This window comes from Streptomyces sp. NPDC048389 (genome assembly GCF_040706335.1).
In the GTDB taxonomy this organism is placed as follows: Bacteria; Actinomycetota; Actinomycetes; order Streptomycetales; family Streptomycetaceae; genus Streptomyces.
Genome location: NZ_JBEZKP010000045.1, coordinates 1 through 14,809 on the forward strand (window position 1 = coordinate 1; position 14,809 = coordinate 14,809).

The window sequence follows — 14,809 nt, forward strand, 5'->3', positions numbered from 1 at the left end:
GGGGCATGGCGCTCGCGGCGGGCCTGGCGCGGGGGTTCGCGGCGGGGTGCGTCTCCTGCCACGGGCCCGCCGGGACTCCGGTCGCGGAGGCGCCGGGACATGCGTCGCACGCGCCCGCCCGCGGCTTGTGGCGGGGCCCGACCTCGGGGCCGGGTGTCGCGAGTCCCGTGGCGCGGCCGGCCGGGGGCCCAACACCGTTCGTCACCGCGTTCTCCGGCATCTTCCGACGCCGTGCACACTGGTGCGCATGAAGAAGCAGACGCAGCAACCGCGTATCGGTCTCCTCGGCGCCGGGCCGTGGGCGCGGATGACGCAGGCACCGGCGCTGGCCGGGCACCCGGACGTCTTGTTCAGCGGAGTGTGGGGCAGGCGGCCCGAGGCGGCGGCGGAGCTCGCCGACGCGCACGGCACCTCGGCGTTCACGGGCGACGAGGGCGTCGACGCCCTGTTCGCGGTCAGCGACGCCGTTGCGTTCTCCGTGCCGCCGGATGTCCAGGCACCGCTCGCCGCCAGGGCCGCCGCGGCCGGATGCCATCTGCTGCTGGACAAACCGGTCGCCACGAACGTCGCCGCCGCGCGGGCCGCGGCCCGCGCGGCCGAGGAGGCCCGAGTGGCATCGGTGGTGTTCTGCACACTGCGGTTCACCGCCGAGACGGAGTCGTGGGTGGCCGAACAGGCCGCCGCCGACGGCTGGTTCACGGCGCACGCGCAGTGGCTCGGATCGCTGTACTCGGACGACTCCGACAGCCCGTTCGCGGCGTCGCCGTGGCGCCGGGAGAAGGGCGGGCTGTGGGACGTCGGCCCCCATGCGCTCTCCGCGCTCATCCCGGTCCTCGGCGACGTGACAACGGTGTCGGCGGGCCGTGGTCCCGCCGACACCGTGCATCTGGTGCTGCGGCACACCTCCGGCGCGTCCAGCACCGTGACGCTGGGCCTGAGCGCACCCGGGAAGGCGGCCGGGACGAGCCTGGTCCTGCTGGGCGAGCGGGGGAGGGCGGAGCTGCCCGAAGGATGGGGCGACCCGGTCACCTCCTTCCGCACGGCGGTGGACGCCCTCCTTGACGCCGTGCGCACGGGGCAGCCACCCGCCTGCGACATCCACTTCGGGGTGCGGCTCACGGAGATCCTGGCCGAGGCGGAGGAGCTGTTGGTCCAGGCGGCGCCGTAAGGCCGTGGCGGGGCGGGACAGGGAAAGGGTCGTAGCCGCAGGGCCGGCGGGGGCGTGTCCGGGGCCTGCGGCTACGACGGCACGGCGGCCGCCGGGATCAGGACGGTGCCGGTGCACCGCCGGGTGTCCGGCCCGGCGGCTGCTCCTCCCGGGACAGTGGAGGGGGAGCGGGATACGGCGTGCGTCCTTCGGTTCCGGCGGCGGCCCGTCAGCCGACGCGCTCGATACGCGCGTTGCGAATCAGGAACTTGCCCGCCTCACGGACCTCCTCGAAGGCCGCGTTGTTCAGCAGGGCGCAGCTGCCGGAGACCGAGGTGACCTCGACGGTCGTGGACTTGTCGTTGTCCAGGTTGGTCACCTTGAGCCGGGTGCCGAGGGGGAACTCGCCGCTGGAGGCGGCGGGCGCGCCGCCCTCGCCGGAGACCGTCACGGTGGAGCCGGCGCAGACGACCTCGCCCGTGGCGCCGCCTTCGGCGCCCGCATTGCCGCCGGCCTCCTCACCGCCGTTCCCGCCGCCCTGCCCGATGTTCTGCTCGGCACCCTCGTCGGCGGGCGGCTCCTCGGCCGGGGGCTGCTCCTCCGGGGGCTGCTCGGCCGGGGGTGCGGCTGCCTGGTCACCGCCGCCACCGTCGGCGGCGCAGCCGGCCGCCTCCTGCTGGACCTTGATCTGCGCGATCACCGCCTCCCGGTTGGCGATGCGAGCCTCCGACTGGGCGTCCGGGGCGGAGCGTTGTCCGGCGATGAAGTTCTCGTTGTTGCGGATCGCCTGGGCGAGGCCGTCGCACGCCACGGAGGCATTGCTTGTCCCGGTCATGACAATCACAGTCCCGCCGGCCATGGCCGCGGCGCCGATGAGGAGGGCGATCTTCTTCTTGCCGCTGAGGGTCTTCTTGCGTGACACGTAAGGGCTCCTGTCCCCGGCCGCGAGGGCGGCCGGATGGTTCCTTGTGCCCTTACGTACGAGTAGCCGCCGCCGAGTTCTCACCGGCCCCACCGGCCTCTTCCTTAACGTTCCTTAAGGCGCCGAGGGGCCCGCCGACCGCGCCGCCGCGACCGGCCGTCGCTCCGGATCCGGTCAGCCGCGGCCCATGGCGTCCCGTACCGCCTCCTCCGTGCGCCCCACCACCGCGGTGCCGTCCTCCGCCGTGATGATGGGCCGCTGGATGAGCTTCGGGTGCCGGGACAGCGCCGCGATCCACCGGTCGCGCGAACCGGCGTCCCTCGCCCAGTCCTTGACGCCCAGCTCCTTCGCGACCGCCTCGCCCGTGCGCGTGATGTCCCACGGCTCGAGGCCGAGGCGCGCGAGGACGGCGCGGATCTCGTCCTTCGACGGCACGTCCTCGAGGTAGCGGCGCACGGTGTATTCGGCGCCCTCCGCGTCGAGCAGGTCGATGGCGCTGCGGCACTTGGAACAGGCCGGGTTGATCCAGATCTCCATGCGCTTCACGGTACCCGCAGAAGAGTGCTCAAACGGCGTCTGGCCAGGGGAAATTGTCAGTGCCCGCCGGTAGAATGAACAGTAGTTCGGGATGGTCCCGCCACCGCGCCAGGAGGTTGCCGATGGCCGCTGCCACACTCACGACGAAGCCCCTGACCCCGCCCCAGAAGAAGCCGCTCCCGGCCGGACAGCCGCGCGAGTGGTACGTCTCCCACAACCGCCGCCTGAAGGCCATGCGCCTCGCGATCGCCCTGCTCGACTCCGGCGTCCACCACCCGGCGACCGCCGACAACCGCCGTATACGGGCGACGGCGGAGCGCATCGGCGCACATGCCCCGTCCGACACGACGTGCCGGATGGTCAGGGCCCTGATCCGCTACGGCCGCTGATCCGTCAGGGCCGCCGAACCGGCCGGCTCACGAGGCGGGGCGCCGGGGATCCGGCGCCCCGTCCTCGTACCACTCGGCGAGCACCTCGTCTCCGACGGCCAGCGTGCCGCCGCGCACCACGGCCGCCTTCGCGCCGAAGCTGACCTTGTTGTCGTAGACCGGCTCCCTGCGGTACGTGGCGAGTGTCCGCACCGGTTCGGGGCCGGCCCGCAGACCCGTGCGCTGGTCCACCAGCGGCACGGCACAGCGCATCGCCCTTACGGAGTGCGCGAGTTCGACGGTCCGGTCCACCCGCGCGCCGGCCTCCGTGCCCGCGAACCGCATCCGCCGCATCAGGTCCTCGTCGTGCGGCCGGGCGCATCCGTCCAGCACGATGTTGGCCCGGAAGCGGTCCATCGGCACCGGCTCCCTTCCGGCGGCCTCGATCCGCCTGTTCAGCCCGTCCAGCGAGGCCCGGGACACCGCGAGCACCGCGTGCGCGTCCGCGAAGGCGACCTTCCCCGCCGTGTCGCCCCAGCCGTCCCGGTCGAAGCCGTCCGGCACCCGCACCAGCCGCAACTTCTCCCCGAGCACCTCGGAGAACCACTCGGCCGCGTCCGCACCCTGGTCCACGGCCTGTCCGACCGGCTGGTCGAACAGGCTCACCGGCCGCCGCTCGCCCTCGGGGTCGACGGCCACGACCAGGCTCTCGACCCCGTCGGCGCTCAGCCGCAGCGCCCGCCCGCCGTCGACGATCCGGGGCCGGACCGCGGCCATGGCGGGCAGCTTGCGCTGGCTCCGGAAACCCCCGTCGACGGCGTCGACGACCATGAACGCCCGGTCGTGCTCCAGCCCCGTGGCACCCACCCGGACCGACTCCACACCGGTTCCGGCACAGCCCTTGACCGGGTAGTAGGTCAGTTCCCGCACAGTCATCCCCATAACGGGTGATCGTAGCGTTCGTCCCCTGCCGGAGGGACCGGCAGCGGGGGCCGGGGTTCCGGCAACGGCCCATGGCGGCTGACCGAACGCCCGAACTCGGCGGGGAACCGACGGCGGCCAGGCATCCGGCTGAATCGGGTTCTCCCCTCACATGGTCAAGGGGTGTGTCCGGGGTACCTGTCGTTCATGTTCTTCGACTCGTTCGACGACCTGGCACGCGTGCCGGTCATGGCCGGCCTTGCCTACGTACTTCTCATCACGGCCGTGCGGGCATCGGGCAAACGGGCCTTGTCCAAAATGAACGCCTTCGACCTCGTGGTCACTGTCGCCCTGGGCTCGACCTTGGCCACCATCCTGCTCAACCGCCAGGTCTCCCTCGCCGAAGGAGCGCTGGCACTTGCGTTGCTTGTCGCCCTGCAGTTCATCACCGCTTGGACATCAGTCCGCTTTGGATCCGTCCGGCGGCTGGTCAAGGCACAACCGACCCTCCTCCTGCGGGACGGGCACATGCTCCGCTCGGCCATGACCGAGCAGAGGGTCACACCGGACGAGGTGTGCCAAGCCATCCGCACACAGGGGATCGGGGCGATCGAAGACGTCGGAGCCGTCGTGCTGGAGACGGACGGCGGTTTCAGCGTCGTCCCGCGCAGCCAGTTCGGGTCGGGCAGCGCCCTGAACGGCGTCGCACGACCACAAGCAGCACCCTCTCCACCGGCGTGATCCGTGCTCGGCCAGGAGGGAGTCGAGCAGAGCGATGCGGTCCTCGACGCGGCCCAGGTCGAGGCTGAGCTGCGCCGCGTTGCTGTGGGAGCAGAAGGCGTCCGTCCGGTTGCCGCGGCGGAGCTCCAGCTCCGCGGAGCGCGTCAGGTGCCGCAGTGCCTCGTCGGGGCGGCTCAGGTGCATGCAGACCTGGGCCAGTTCACCGTGGAGGCGGGCGGTGTCGACGGTGTCGGCCGGCCAGTCGGCGGCCAGCCGCAGGGCCTCGGCCAGGTCCGCGTGTGCTGCCTGCGGGTTCTGGAGGCCGAGCTGGAGCCGGCTCCGCGGTGCGAGCGTGCGGGGCAGGTGCCAGGCGGGTCCGTGCGCCTTCAGCCGGTCGAGCAGGGCGTCGGCCTCGGTGACCGCGGTGGGCAGGTCGCCGGAGAGGGCGTAGGTGCCGGCCCGCAGCATCCCGGCGCCGGAGATCTGCTCGACGACGTCGTGCCGGGTGGCGAACGCGTGCAGCAGGTCCACCTCTGTGAACACCGGCGCGACGTGCTCCTCGCTCCCCGAGGTCTGCAGTCGCAGAGCGAGCGCGGTCGCCCGCAGCCGTATCAGGCGGACCTCGTGGTAGGGGTCAAGGCCGGGAGTCTCTTCGTCAGGCGGACGATGGACGCGTGGGCGGCGGTCAGCGCGGCGGCCTTCGCCTCGGCCTTGTCGGTGCCCTCCCCGGGCATCTCGGCGGTGGCGAGCAGGGCGCAGGCACGGGCGAGCGCCGCGTGGCCCGGCACTCTGGCGTCGTCGTACAGGCCGGCGGCCTCCTCGTGGAGGTCGGCGGCGTCGGTGTACTCGTCCTTCTCACCCGCCCGGCTCGCCTCGTCGGTCAGCAGGTCCGCGCACAGCTGTACGAGCGGCCCCACGGCAGGATCGTCGGGATGGGTGTAGTCGCGGGCGGCGACGAGCGTGCGCAGCCGCGCCCAGCAGGCGCGTGCGTCCGGGTGCCCCTGCCGGTCCAGCCTCCGTGCCCGGAGGATGAGTTCGGGCAGCGACTCGGGGACGGCGGCGGCCGTCGGCGCGGCGGGCGCGGCAACCGGGGCGGCCGGGGCCACGTCGTCGAGGCCGCGGCTACGCAGGGTCAGTTCCAGGGCGTCCAGGAGCGGGGCACGGTCGAGGCGGGCCCTGCGGCGGTCGGTGTGCGCCGTGGTCCCGTTGCGGGCGTCGAAGCGGGCGGCGAGGTCGTCCGCACGGCCTCGCACCTCGGCGCGCAGGCCGGCCACCGTCCAGGCGCGGCCCGCGTGTCCGGCGGCGGGCAGTTCGCCGTGGCCGAGGACCTCGACCCGGCGGAGGAGGACCTCCACGCCGGTGAGGAAGTCGGACAGGCCCAGCGGCGAGTCCACGTCGTCGAACAGGCTCCGGTTCTCGGCGAGCAGTTCCAGGCCGCGTGCCTCGTTGCCGGTCAGCGCGCAGAACTCCAGGTGCCGGCCGACCTCCCCGGCCATCGCCGGATTGCGGCGGCAGCTGCGGTAGCCGGCGAGGTGCAGTCCGCGGGCCCGGTCGGTGCGGCCGGTGCGCAGCAGGGGCAGCAGCGCGTACGAGACGGAGCGGGCCGGTTCCTCCTGACAGGACTCCTTCCCGGCCAGGACCGGCTCCCAGGCGCGCAGCGCCCGCTCGTCGTCGCCCGCCGCGAGGCGGTACAGGGCGCGCTCGCAGATCTCGCACGCCTCGCAGTCGCTGAGCCGGGTGCGGGTGCGGCCCGCTGAACCCTGGCTCATCCGGCTGCACCGCGACCGCTCACGCCCACACGGCAGGCGAGCACGACGGCGCCCCGCCGACGGGCCGGGCCGCGGCCGCCGTCGTCAGCGGTGCTGACCGGTTCTCAGCCCTGCCAGCTGTGGGGTGCGCGGAAGCCGGGGGTGCGCTCCAGGCGGCGCCAGCCGGCCGTGTCGCGGCCGCGGTGGGCGGGGGCGGGCGGCTGGGCGGCGGCACGGGCCATCAGGACGGCGGTGATGGCCGCCAGCTCCTCGGGGTCGGCGTGCCCCTTCTCGACGCGCAGGACGGACTCGGCGGAAGTCAGGCTCATGGTGGGGTGTCTCCGTCTTCTCGGCAGGGTGTCGTGGACCGTGCGGCGGATCGCGCCGCTGCGGAGGGCGACTACTGCGGGGGGTTGCCGTGCTTGCGGGACGGCAGGTCGGCGTGCTTGTTGCGGAGCACCGCGAGCGAGGCGATGAGCACCTCGCGGGTCTCGGTGGGGTCGATGACGTCGTCGACGAGGCCGCGCTCGGCCGCGTAGTACGGGTGCATCAGCTCGGCCTTGTACTCCTTGACCATGCGGGCGCGCATGGCCTCGGGGTCCTCGGCGTCCGCGATCTGGCGGCGGAAGATGACGTTGGCGGCACCCTCGGCGCCCATCACCGCGATCTCGTTGGTGGGCCAGGCGTAGGTGAGGTCGGCCCCGATGGGCTGGCTGTCCATGACGATGTACGCGCCTCCGTACGCCTTCCGCAGGATCAGCGAGATCCTGGGCACGGTGGCGTTGCAGTAGGCGTAGAGCAGCTTGGCGCCGTGCCGGATGATCCCACCGTGCTCCTGGTCGGCGCCGGGCAGGAAGCCGGGGACGTCCAGAAGGGTGATGACCGGGATGTTGAAGGCATCACACATCTGGACGAACCGTGCGGCCTTCTCGGACGCCTCGATGTCCAGCACCCCGGCCAGCGCCTGCGGCTGGTTGGCGACGATGCCGACGACCTGGCCGTCCAGCCGGGCCATCGCGCAGATGATGTTGCGGGCCCAGCGCTCGTGGATCTCCAGGTAGTCGCCGTCGTCGACGAGCTCCTCGATCACCTGGTGCATGTCGTACGGGCGGTTGCCGTCGGCCGGGACCAGGTCCAGCAGGACCTCGCTGCGCCGGTCGGCCGGGTCGTCGCTCTCGACGGTCGGGGGGTTCTCGCGGTTGTTGGAGGGCAGCATCCCGATGAGGTAGCGGACCTCCGCGATGCAGGTCTCCTCGTCGTCGTACGCGAAGTGCGCCACGCCGCTCGTCTCGGCGTGCACGTCCGCGCCGCCGAGACCGTTCTGGGTGATCTCCTCGCCGGTGACCGCCTTGACGACGTCCGGTCCGGTGATGAACATCTGCGAGGTCTCGCGGACCATGAAGACGAAGTCGGTGAGCGCCGGGCTGTAGGCCGCGCCGCCCGCGCACGGGCCGAGCATCACGCTGATCTGCGGGATGACACCGGAGGCGCGCGTGTTGCGCTGGAAGATGCCGCCGTAGCCGGCGAGCGCCGAGACGCCCTCCTGGATACGGGCTCCGGCGCCGTCGTTCAGCGACACGAGGGGGGCACCGGCGGAGATGGCCATGTCCATGATCTTGTGGATCTTCGTGGCGTGGGCCTCGCCCAGCGCCCCGCCGAAGATCCGGAAGTCGTGCGCGTAGACGAAGACCGTGCGGCCCTCGACCGTGCCCCAACCGGTGATGACACCGTCCGTGTAGGGCTTCTTGGCCTCCAGGCCGAACCCGGTCGCCCGGTGCCGGCGGAGCTGCTCGACCTCCTTGAACGAGCCCGGGTCCAGCAGCAGCTCGATGCGCTCGCGCGCGGTCAGCTTGCCCTTGGCGTGCTGCGCCTGGGTCGCACGCTCGCTGGGGCCGCGCCGGGCCTGCTCGCGCAGGGCCAGCAGTTCGGCCGCCCGGCCACGCATATCAGTCAGTTTTCCTCACCCTTTCCGGCTTTCCGTTTCTCCGCGCTTCCCGGTCCGACGCCGGACAACCTTCGACCCAGTGTGAAGTGTTCGTCTGACATCACGCTGAGACCCCTGTTTCAGCGGTCATCCGGCGCTCACGAAGGGCGCGTCACACCGTCGCGACCGCGTCGACGAACAGGTGAACACCTGCTGAGACGCCCATCTCAGCAGTCTGTAAGCGGACTGCCAGAGCGATCTGACACCGTGGCCCTGCATCGACAAGAACACCCGGAGGGGCAACCCGGCGCAGGTTGGAGTCCTGCTCTCTCCGCCATAGCCCGGAGTCCGCGAAAAGAAAAGCGCAAAACAATTCCGGGGCGCCGCGAAGAAGGCAGGAGAGCAACGAACGGAGTACGGGCAGTATCCGACGAGTTCATCCGAGCGAAGGGAGTACCCGCCCATGGCGGAGTCGACACAGGCCCGGCAACCGACCGCCCACGAACCGAAGTACTCGTATCCGATTCCCCGTACTTCACCCAACGAGCCCCCATGCCAATACGCGCAGCTGCGGGCCGAGGAGCCGGTCTGTCCCATCAGCCTGCCCACCGGGCACCCGGCCTGGCTGGTGACCCGCTACGAGGACGTGAAGACGGTCCTCTCGGACTCCCGGTTCAGCCGCGAGGCGCTGTTCCGTGACGGCGCTCCGCGCGCGCAGCTGGTCGAGCCCGACTCGTCGAGCCTGATCAGCATGGACCCGCCGCGCCACTCGGTACTGCGGAACCTGACGAACCGCGAGTTCTCGCCGCGCCGCGCGGAGGCCATGCGCCCGCGCATCCAGGAGATCGTCGACGGACTCCTCGACGACATGGCCGCGATGACCGGCCCGGTCGACCTGAACGCCACCCTGGCGCGCCCCCTCGCCCTGCGGGTCATCTGTGAGCTGCTCGGCATTCCGTACGAGGACCAGCATCTCTTCGGCGCCTGGTGCGACCACTTCATGTCGCTCACCAAGTACACGGCCGAGGAGATCGTGCGCTCCAACACCGAGATGCGCGACTACATCGCCAAGCTGGTCGAACAGAAGCGGGACAACCCCGGTGAGGACCTGCTGAGCAAGCTGGTCCATTCGATGGACAACGAACAGTCCATCACACACGCGGAGTTGATCAGCACCGGCGTCATGTTCCTGCTCGCCGGGCACGACACCACCGTGACCGTCACCGGCGGTGGCGCGGTGCTGCTGCTGCGCAACCCCGATCAGCTCGCCCTGATCCGGAGGGACCCGTCCCTGATGGACCAGGCGTGCGAGGAGATCATTCGTCTCGTCACGCCGGGCGACGGCACGTTCATCCGGATCACGCTGGAGGACGTGGAGCTCTCCGGCACCACGATCCCGGCGAACTCCGCGGTCATCGCGCCCATCAGTTCCGCCAACCGCGACGGCTCCGTCTTCGAGGACCCGGACACCTTCGACGTCCACCGCAAGGACAACAAGCACATCGGGTTCGCCTACGGCACGCACTTCTGCGCGGGTTCGGCGCTGGCGCGCGCCGAGGTGCAGATCGCCATGAAGTCCCTCTTCACCCGCTTCCCCACCCTGCGCCTGGACGTCGACCCGGAGGAACTGCGCTGGCGGATGACCGCCGCCCTCGGCGGCTACGAGGAGATCCCAGTCACATGGTAAGCGGCATCACCACCCATCACCGCATCTGCCCCCTGTGCGAGGCGGGTTGCGGGCTCAGCATCGACATCGAGGGCGGGCGCGCCGTCAAGGTGCGCGGCGCCCAGGACGACGTGTTCAGCAAGGGTTACGTATGCCCCAAAGGCATCGCCCTGGGTGATATCGACCAGGATCCCCAGCGCTGCCACGAGCCTCTGGTGCGCCAGGCGAACGGGGAGTTCGCCGAGGTCACCTGGGACGAGGCCTTCGCCGAAGTGGCACGCGGCCTCGGCCGGGTGGCCGAGAAGCACGGCAAGGACGCGGTGGCGCTGTACTACGGCAACCCCGTGATCCACACGGTGGGCATTCCGCTGCACGTGGCCGTGATGCGCCAGTTCATGGAAACCCGCAACGTCTTCAGCTCCAGCACGGTCGACCAGATGCCCAAGAACGTCTCTTCGGGGCTGATGTTCGGCGATCCGTGGGCGATTCCGGTGCCCGACATCGACCGCAGCGACCATCTGCTGATCCTCGGCGCCAATCCGATGGTGTCCAACGGGAGCCTGTGGACCGTGCCCGATCTGCCGGGCCGCATCCGGGCGTTGAAGGCGCGCGGCGGGCGGCTCGTGGTGGTCGATCCGCGACGTACCCGCACGGCGGACATAGCGGACCAGCACGTGGCGATACGTCCCGGAACCGACGCGTTGCTGCTCTTCGCACTCGTACACACGCTGTTCGACGAGGGGCTTGCCTCCCCCCTCACCCCCGGCCTGTACACCGGTGAGCAGCAAGTCCGTGAAGCAGCGGCGGAGTTCACACCGGAGGCAGTATCCGACGTGTGCGGTACGGACCCGGCCACCATCCGGGGCCTCGCCCGTGAACTGGCCGCTGCCCCCTCGGCCGCCGTGTACGCGCGCATGGGCACCACCGCCGCCGCGTTCGGCACCGTGACCAGTTGGCTGGTTGACGTGCTCAACGCCCTCACGGGCAACCTGGACCGGCCCGGCGGGGCGATGTTCGGCGAGGCGCAGCACAACGCGCTGCGCCCGACGGGGCCGCTGAAGCTGGGCCGCTGGCACAGCAGGGTGCGCGGACTCCCGGAGATCCTCGGCGAGTTCCCGGCGGCCACCCTCGCCGACGAGATCGACACCCCCGGCGAGGGGCAGGTGCGGGCGCTGGTGGCCATAGCCTGCAATCCGGTGCTCGGCGCGCCCAACGGCGAACGTCTGGACCGCTCGCTCGCGGACCTGGACTTCATGGTGGCGGTCGACCCTTACGTCAACGAGACGACGCGGCACGCGAACGTCATCCTGCCGCCGCCCCGCGTCATGGAGTCGGAGCACTTCGACATCGTGCTCTCCCGGCTCGCGGTGCGCCGGGTGGCCCGCTACTCGCCTCCGCTGCTGCCACGCGACGAGGGCCGGCCGAGCGAGGCACAGATCCTCGCCAAGCTCACCCTCATCCTCTCCGGTGCGGGGCCCGGGGCGGACCCGGCCGCGCTGGACTCGATGGTCATCGACAAGACGCTCGCGGCCGTGGTCTCGACGCCCGGATCGCCGCTGGCGGGCCGCGACCCCGCGGAGCTCAAGGAGCAACTGACCGGAGAGGACAGCACGGAGCACCGGATCGACCTGATGATCCGGCTCGGCGCCTTCGGAGACGCCTTCGGGCTGCGTCCCGACGGGATGAACCTGGCGGCGCTGCGCGAGCGGCCACAGGGGGTGGACTTCGGGCCGCTGCGACCTCGGCTCGCCGAGATCGTGGGCTCCGAGAAGGTGGAGCTGTTCCCCGAGCCGGTCGCGGGCGACATACCCCGCCTCGCCAAGTTCCTCGCGGGCAGGCGGGAGCGGAGGGAGGGCGGTTATCTGCTGGTGGGGCGACGCCATCTGCGCTCCACCAACAGCTGGACGCACAACATCGCCGCGCTGTCGGGCGGTACCAACCATTGCACCCTGGAAGTCAACACGCAGGACGCCCGCCGGCTCGGCATCGGGGCCGGTGACGAGGTGACCGTACGGGGCAGGGCAGGAGCGGTCGTGGCGCTCGCCGAGCCCACCGACCGGGTCGGCCCGGGCGTGGTGAGCCTGCCGCACGGCTGGGGCCACGGCCGGGACGGCACGCGGATGACGTATGCGGCGAAGGCGCCGGGTGTGAACGTGAACGCGCTCACCGACGAACTGGTCGTCGACCCTCTCTCGGGCAACGCGGTCTTCAACGCGGTGCCGGTGGAGGTCTCAGCCGGGCGGGGTGATCTGCACCAGTGCTGAGTACGGACGAGTTGCCCCTGGCTCAGCGCTGGGAGCTGCTGCTGCCCCATCGGGAGCGGCTGTACCGATTGGCCCGGGTCCGTCTGACCGCGCATCAGGACGCCGAGGACTGCGTGCAGGAGGCGCTGCTGCGGGCCGCAGGCCACCGTGACCTCGACGCGGAGCGCGTCGGTCCGTTCCTCACCTCGATTACACTGCGCCTGTGCGTGGACGTCTACCGTCGCAGGGAGCGCACCCGCAGATACCTGTACCAGCGTTCCTTCGCCCCGGAGACCGCGTCGGGACCGGAGGAGGCGGCTTGCGCGGCGGCCGAGGGTGTCTGGATGCTTCAGCAGGTGCAGCGCCTCGAGGGCAGGGAGCGCGAGGTCATCCTGGCCCGCATCGAGGGCACCAGCACCCGCGAGGCCGCGGGCCGCCTGGGGATCTCCACCAAGGCCGCGGAGGGCGCCTTCACCCGCGCCCGCGCCCGCCTCCGCCGCTGGCACGGGGCGAGCCTGACCGGCGGGTAAGGGGTCACAACGCCCTGGGCGCCGTGAGCATGAACCATGCTCACGGCGCCCAGGGCGTTGTGGCTCCGCACGGCTGTCCCGCGCCGGCCGTGCCGGTCCCCCGCCGCCGGTGGTCCCCGTGCCCGTACGAGGGCCACCGTCCTGGTCCGGCGACCGCCGGCCCCACCGCGCGAAGCAACCGCCCCGTTCCCGGCCGAGCGCCGGGAACGGGGCGGTTACTGCTGTCCGTGGGAGAGAAGGGAAAGAGGGCTCACGCACCGATCGCGTGGACACCGCCGTCGACGTGGACGATCTCGCCGGTGGTCTTGGGGAACCAGTCCGAAAGGAGCGCCACCACGCCACGGCCCGCGGGCTCCGGGTCCTCCACGTCCCACTCCAGCGGGGAGCGGCGGTTCCACACACCCTCGATGTCGGTGAAGCCCGGGATGGACTTCGCGGCCATCGAGTTGAGCGGGCCGGCCGCCACCAGGTTGCAGCGGATGTTCCGCTTGCCCAGATCCCGCGCCATGTACCGTGACGTCGCCTCGAGTGCCGCCTTCGCCGGGCCCATCCAGTCGTAGTGCGGCCAGGCGTACTGCGCGTCGAAGGTCAGACCGACCACCGAACCGCCCTCCTCGGACATCAGCGGCAGGCACGCCATCGTCAGCGACTTCAGGGAGTACGCCGACACGTGCATCGCCGTCGCCACCGACGCGAACGGTGTGTTCAGGAAGTTCCCACCCAGCGCGTCCTGCGGCGCGAAGCCGATCGAGTGGACCACGCCGTCCAGCCCTCCCAGCTCGGCACGCACCACGTCCTCGAGCCGGGCCAGGTGCTCCTCGTTCGCGACGTCCAGCTCGACCACCTCAACCGGCCGAGGCAGTTGCCGGGCCACCCGCTCGGTGAGGCTGGGGCGGGGGAACGCGGTCAGCATGACCTCCGCCCCCTGCTCCTGTGCCAGGCGCGCCGCGTGGAAGGCGATGGAGGACTCGAGGAGCACACCGGTGACCAGGATGCGTTTGCCGTGGAGAATTCCGCTCATCAGTGCCCCATGCCCATTCCGCCGTCGACCGGGATGACGGCTCCAGTGATGTACGAGGCTTCGTCGGAGGCGAGAAACACCACCGCCGCCGCGACCTCGTCAGGGCGCGCGTACCGGCCCAGCGGCACCCGCTCCACGATCCGCGCCCGCTGCTCGCCGGTCAGCGCCCGCGTCATGTCGGTGTCGACGTAGCCGGGTGCGACGACGTTGAAGGTGATGTCGCGCGACCCCAGCTCGCGGGCGAGTGAGCGGGCGAATCCCACCAGCCCCGCCTTCGAGGCCGCGTAGTTCGCCTGCCCCGCGGAGCCGAGCAGGCCCACCACCGACGAGATCAGCACCACGCGGCCCCTCCTTGCCCGCAGCATCCCGAAGGTGGCTGCCCGCACCACCCGGAACGCGCCGGTGAGGTTGGTGTCGACCACGGAGGTGAAGTCCTCCTCCGACATCTTGAGCAGCAACTGGTCGCGGGCCGCACCGGCGTTGGCGATCAGCACCTGGACCGGGCCCTGGTGCTCCTCGACCTCCTTGTAGGCATGCGCGACCTGCTCGGCGTCGGTGATGTCGCACGGGACGGGGAGGAAGCCCTCCGCTCTCAGATCCGCCGGGTCGCCCGTGCGGTACGTGACCGCGACCTTGTCGCCGACCGCGGCGAAGGCACGGGCGACGGACAGACCGATGCCGCGGTTCCCTCCGGTGACGAGGATCGAACGGCCGCCCATCAGTGCGCCACGTCCTGTGGTCCCAGAGCGGCCACCACCGTGGAGTCGTGGTCGTACGGCCCCGAGGAAGCGGCGCCGCCGGGGGAGCCGACGGTCTCGAAGAACTCGGTCGTGGACTGGTGGAAGTCGTGCCACTGCGCGGGGAGATCCGTCTCGAAGAAGACGGCCTCCACCGGGCACACCGGCTCACAGGCCCCGCAGTCGACGCATTCGTCCGCGTGGATGTACAGGGCTCGCCGGCCCTCGTAGATGCAGTCCACCGGGCATTCGTCGATACAGGACCTGTCCTTGACGTCGACACAGGGCTGGGCGATCACGTACGTCATGGGGATCTCATCCACAG

Annotated in this window: 15 protein-coding genes and 1 pseudogene; 6 read left to right on the top strand and 10 right to left on the bottom strand. The window is 71.4% G+C overall.

The window, feature by feature from the left end; translation table 11 throughout:
* On the bottom strand, window positions 1-205 hold a 205-nt coding region (locus AB0903_RS25615), incomplete at its 3' end, for a hypothetical protein (RefSeq protein ID WP_366706586.1).
* A 42-nt stretch (window positions 206-247) separates the two neighbouring features.
* Here AB0903_RS25615 and AB0903_RS25620 point away from each other — a divergent pair.
* The gene (locus tag AB0903_RS25620; RefSeq protein WP_366706588.1) at window positions 248-1,168 is read left to right on the top strand and encodes a Gfo/Idh/MocA family oxidoreductase; all 921 of its coding nucleotides are present in this window, start codon (window positions 248-250) and stop codon (window positions 1,166-1,168) included.
* 208 nt (window positions 1,169-1,376) lie between these two features.
* On the opposite strand, the gene AB0903_RS25625 is transcribed toward AB0903_RS25620, so the two are convergent.
* Window positions 1,377-2,069, bottom strand: a complete 693-nt coding sequence (locus tag AB0903_RS25625) for a hypothetical protein (RefSeq protein ID WP_366706590.1) — start codon at window positions 2,067-2,069, stop codon at window positions 1,377-1,379.
* Window positions 2,070-2,243: 174 nt separating this feature from the next.
* On the bottom strand, window positions 2,244-2,606 hold the full coding sequence (locus AB0903_RS25630) for an arsenate reductase family protein (RefSeq protein WP_366706592.1): 363 nt from the start codon (window positions 2,604-2,606) through the stop codon (window positions 2,244-2,246).
* Window positions 2,607-2,728: 122 nt separating this feature from the next.
* Here AB0903_RS25630 and AB0903_RS25635 point away from each other — a divergent pair, with 122 nt between their 5' ends.
* Complete coding sequence (locus tag AB0903_RS25635; protein WP_366706594.1) at window positions 2,729-2,995, top strand: hypothetical protein; 267 nt, start codon at window positions 2,729-2,731, stop codon at window positions 2,993-2,995.
* 27 nt (window positions 2,996-3,022) lie between these two features.
* Here AB0903_RS25635 and AB0903_RS25640 read toward each other — a convergent pair whose 3' ends face one another.
* Window positions 3,023-3,916 carry an MOSC N-terminal beta barrel domain-containing protein gene (locus AB0903_RS25640; RefSeq protein WP_366706596.1) on the bottom strand — a complete coding sequence of 298 codons (894 nt, stop codon included), beginning with the start codon at window positions 3,914-3,916 and terminating at the stop codon, window positions 3,023-3,025.
* A gap of 228 nt (window positions 3,917-4,144) precedes the next feature.
* Between AB0903_RS25640 and AB0903_RS25645 the strand changes: the two genes are divergently transcribed.
* On the top strand, window positions 4,145-4,636 hold the full coding sequence (locus AB0903_RS25645) for a YetF domain-containing protein (protein WP_366706695.1): 492 nt from the start codon (window positions 4,145-4,147) through the stop codon (window positions 4,634-4,636).
* A 6-nt stretch (window positions 4,637-4,642) separates the two neighbouring features.
* Here the strand turns inward: AB0903_RS25645 and AB0903_RS25650 are convergent.
* From AB0903_RS25650 to AB0903_RS25660, 3 genes and pseudogenes are all read right to left on the bottom strand, one after another.
* A pseudogene (locus tag AB0903_RS25650) lies at window positions 4,643-6,369 on the bottom strand (hypothetical protein); the annotation flags it as partial.
* A gap of 119 nt (window positions 6,370-6,488) precedes the next feature.
* Complete coding sequence (locus AB0903_RS25655; protein WP_366706598.1) at window positions 6,489-6,692, bottom strand: acyl-CoA carboxylase subunit epsilon; 204 nt, start codon at window positions 6,690-6,692, stop codon at window positions 6,489-6,491.
* A 71-nt stretch (window positions 6,693-6,763) separates the two neighbouring features.
* Window positions 6,764-8,308, bottom strand: coding sequence for an acyl-CoA carboxylase subunit beta (locus AB0903_RS25660; RefSeq protein ID WP_366706599.1), 1,545 nt, complete (start codon window positions 8,306-8,308; stop codon window positions 6,764-6,766).
* A 442-nt stretch (window positions 8,309-8,750) separates the two neighbouring features.
* Here AB0903_RS25660 and AB0903_RS25665 point away from each other — a divergent pair, with 442 nt between their 5' ends.
* From AB0903_RS25665 to AB0903_RS25675, 3 genes are read left to right on the top strand one after another with little or no spacing between them, the layout of a single operon-like run.
* Window positions 8,751-9,974, top strand: coding sequence for a cytochrome P450 (locus tag AB0903_RS25665; protein WP_366706601.1), 1,224 nt, complete (start codon window positions 8,751-8,753; stop codon window positions 9,972-9,974).
* Window positions 9,968-12,217 (top strand): molybdopterin-dependent oxidoreductase, encoded by a 2,250-nt coding sequence (locus tag AB0903_RS25670; protein ID WP_366706603.1) that lies wholly within the window; start codon window positions 9,968-9,970, stop codon window positions 12,215-12,217. The genes AB0903_RS25665 and AB0903_RS25670 overlap by 7 nt, the downstream gene beginning before the upstream one ends.
* Window positions 12,211-12,726, top strand: coding sequence for a sigma-70 family RNA polymerase sigma factor (locus AB0903_RS25675; protein WP_366706605.1), 516 nt, complete (start codon window positions 12,211-12,213; stop codon window positions 12,724-12,726). Before AB0903_RS25670 ends, AB0903_RS25675 begins: the two co-directional genes overlap by 7 nt.
* Before the next feature lie 250 nt (window positions 12,727-12,976).
* Here the strand turns inward: AB0903_RS25675 and fabI are convergent, their stop codons facing one another.
* From fabI to fdxA, 3 genes are read right to left on the bottom strand one after another with little or no spacing between them, the layout of a single operon-like run.
* Window positions 12,977-13,747, bottom strand: coding sequence for an enoyl-ACP reductase FabI (gene fabI / locus AB0903_RS25680; protein ID WP_366706607.1), 771 nt, complete (start codon window positions 13,745-13,747; stop codon window positions 12,977-12,979).
* The gene (locus AB0903_RS25685; RefSeq protein WP_366706609.1) at window positions 13,747-14,466 is read right to left on the bottom strand and encodes a beta-ketoacyl-ACP reductase; all 720 of its coding nucleotides are present in this window, start codon (window positions 14,464-14,466) and stop codon (window positions 13,747-13,749) included. Before AB0903_RS25685 ends, fabI begins: the two co-directional genes overlap by 1 nt.
* A complete protein-coding gene (gene fdxA / locus AB0903_RS25690) occupies window positions 14,466-14,792 on the bottom strand; it encodes a ferredoxin (protein ID WP_366706611.1) in 327 nt (108 codons plus the stop codon). Before fdxA ends, AB0903_RS25685 begins: the two co-directional genes overlap by 1 nt.
* Between the last annotated feature and the right edge of the window lie 17 nt (window positions 14,793-14,809).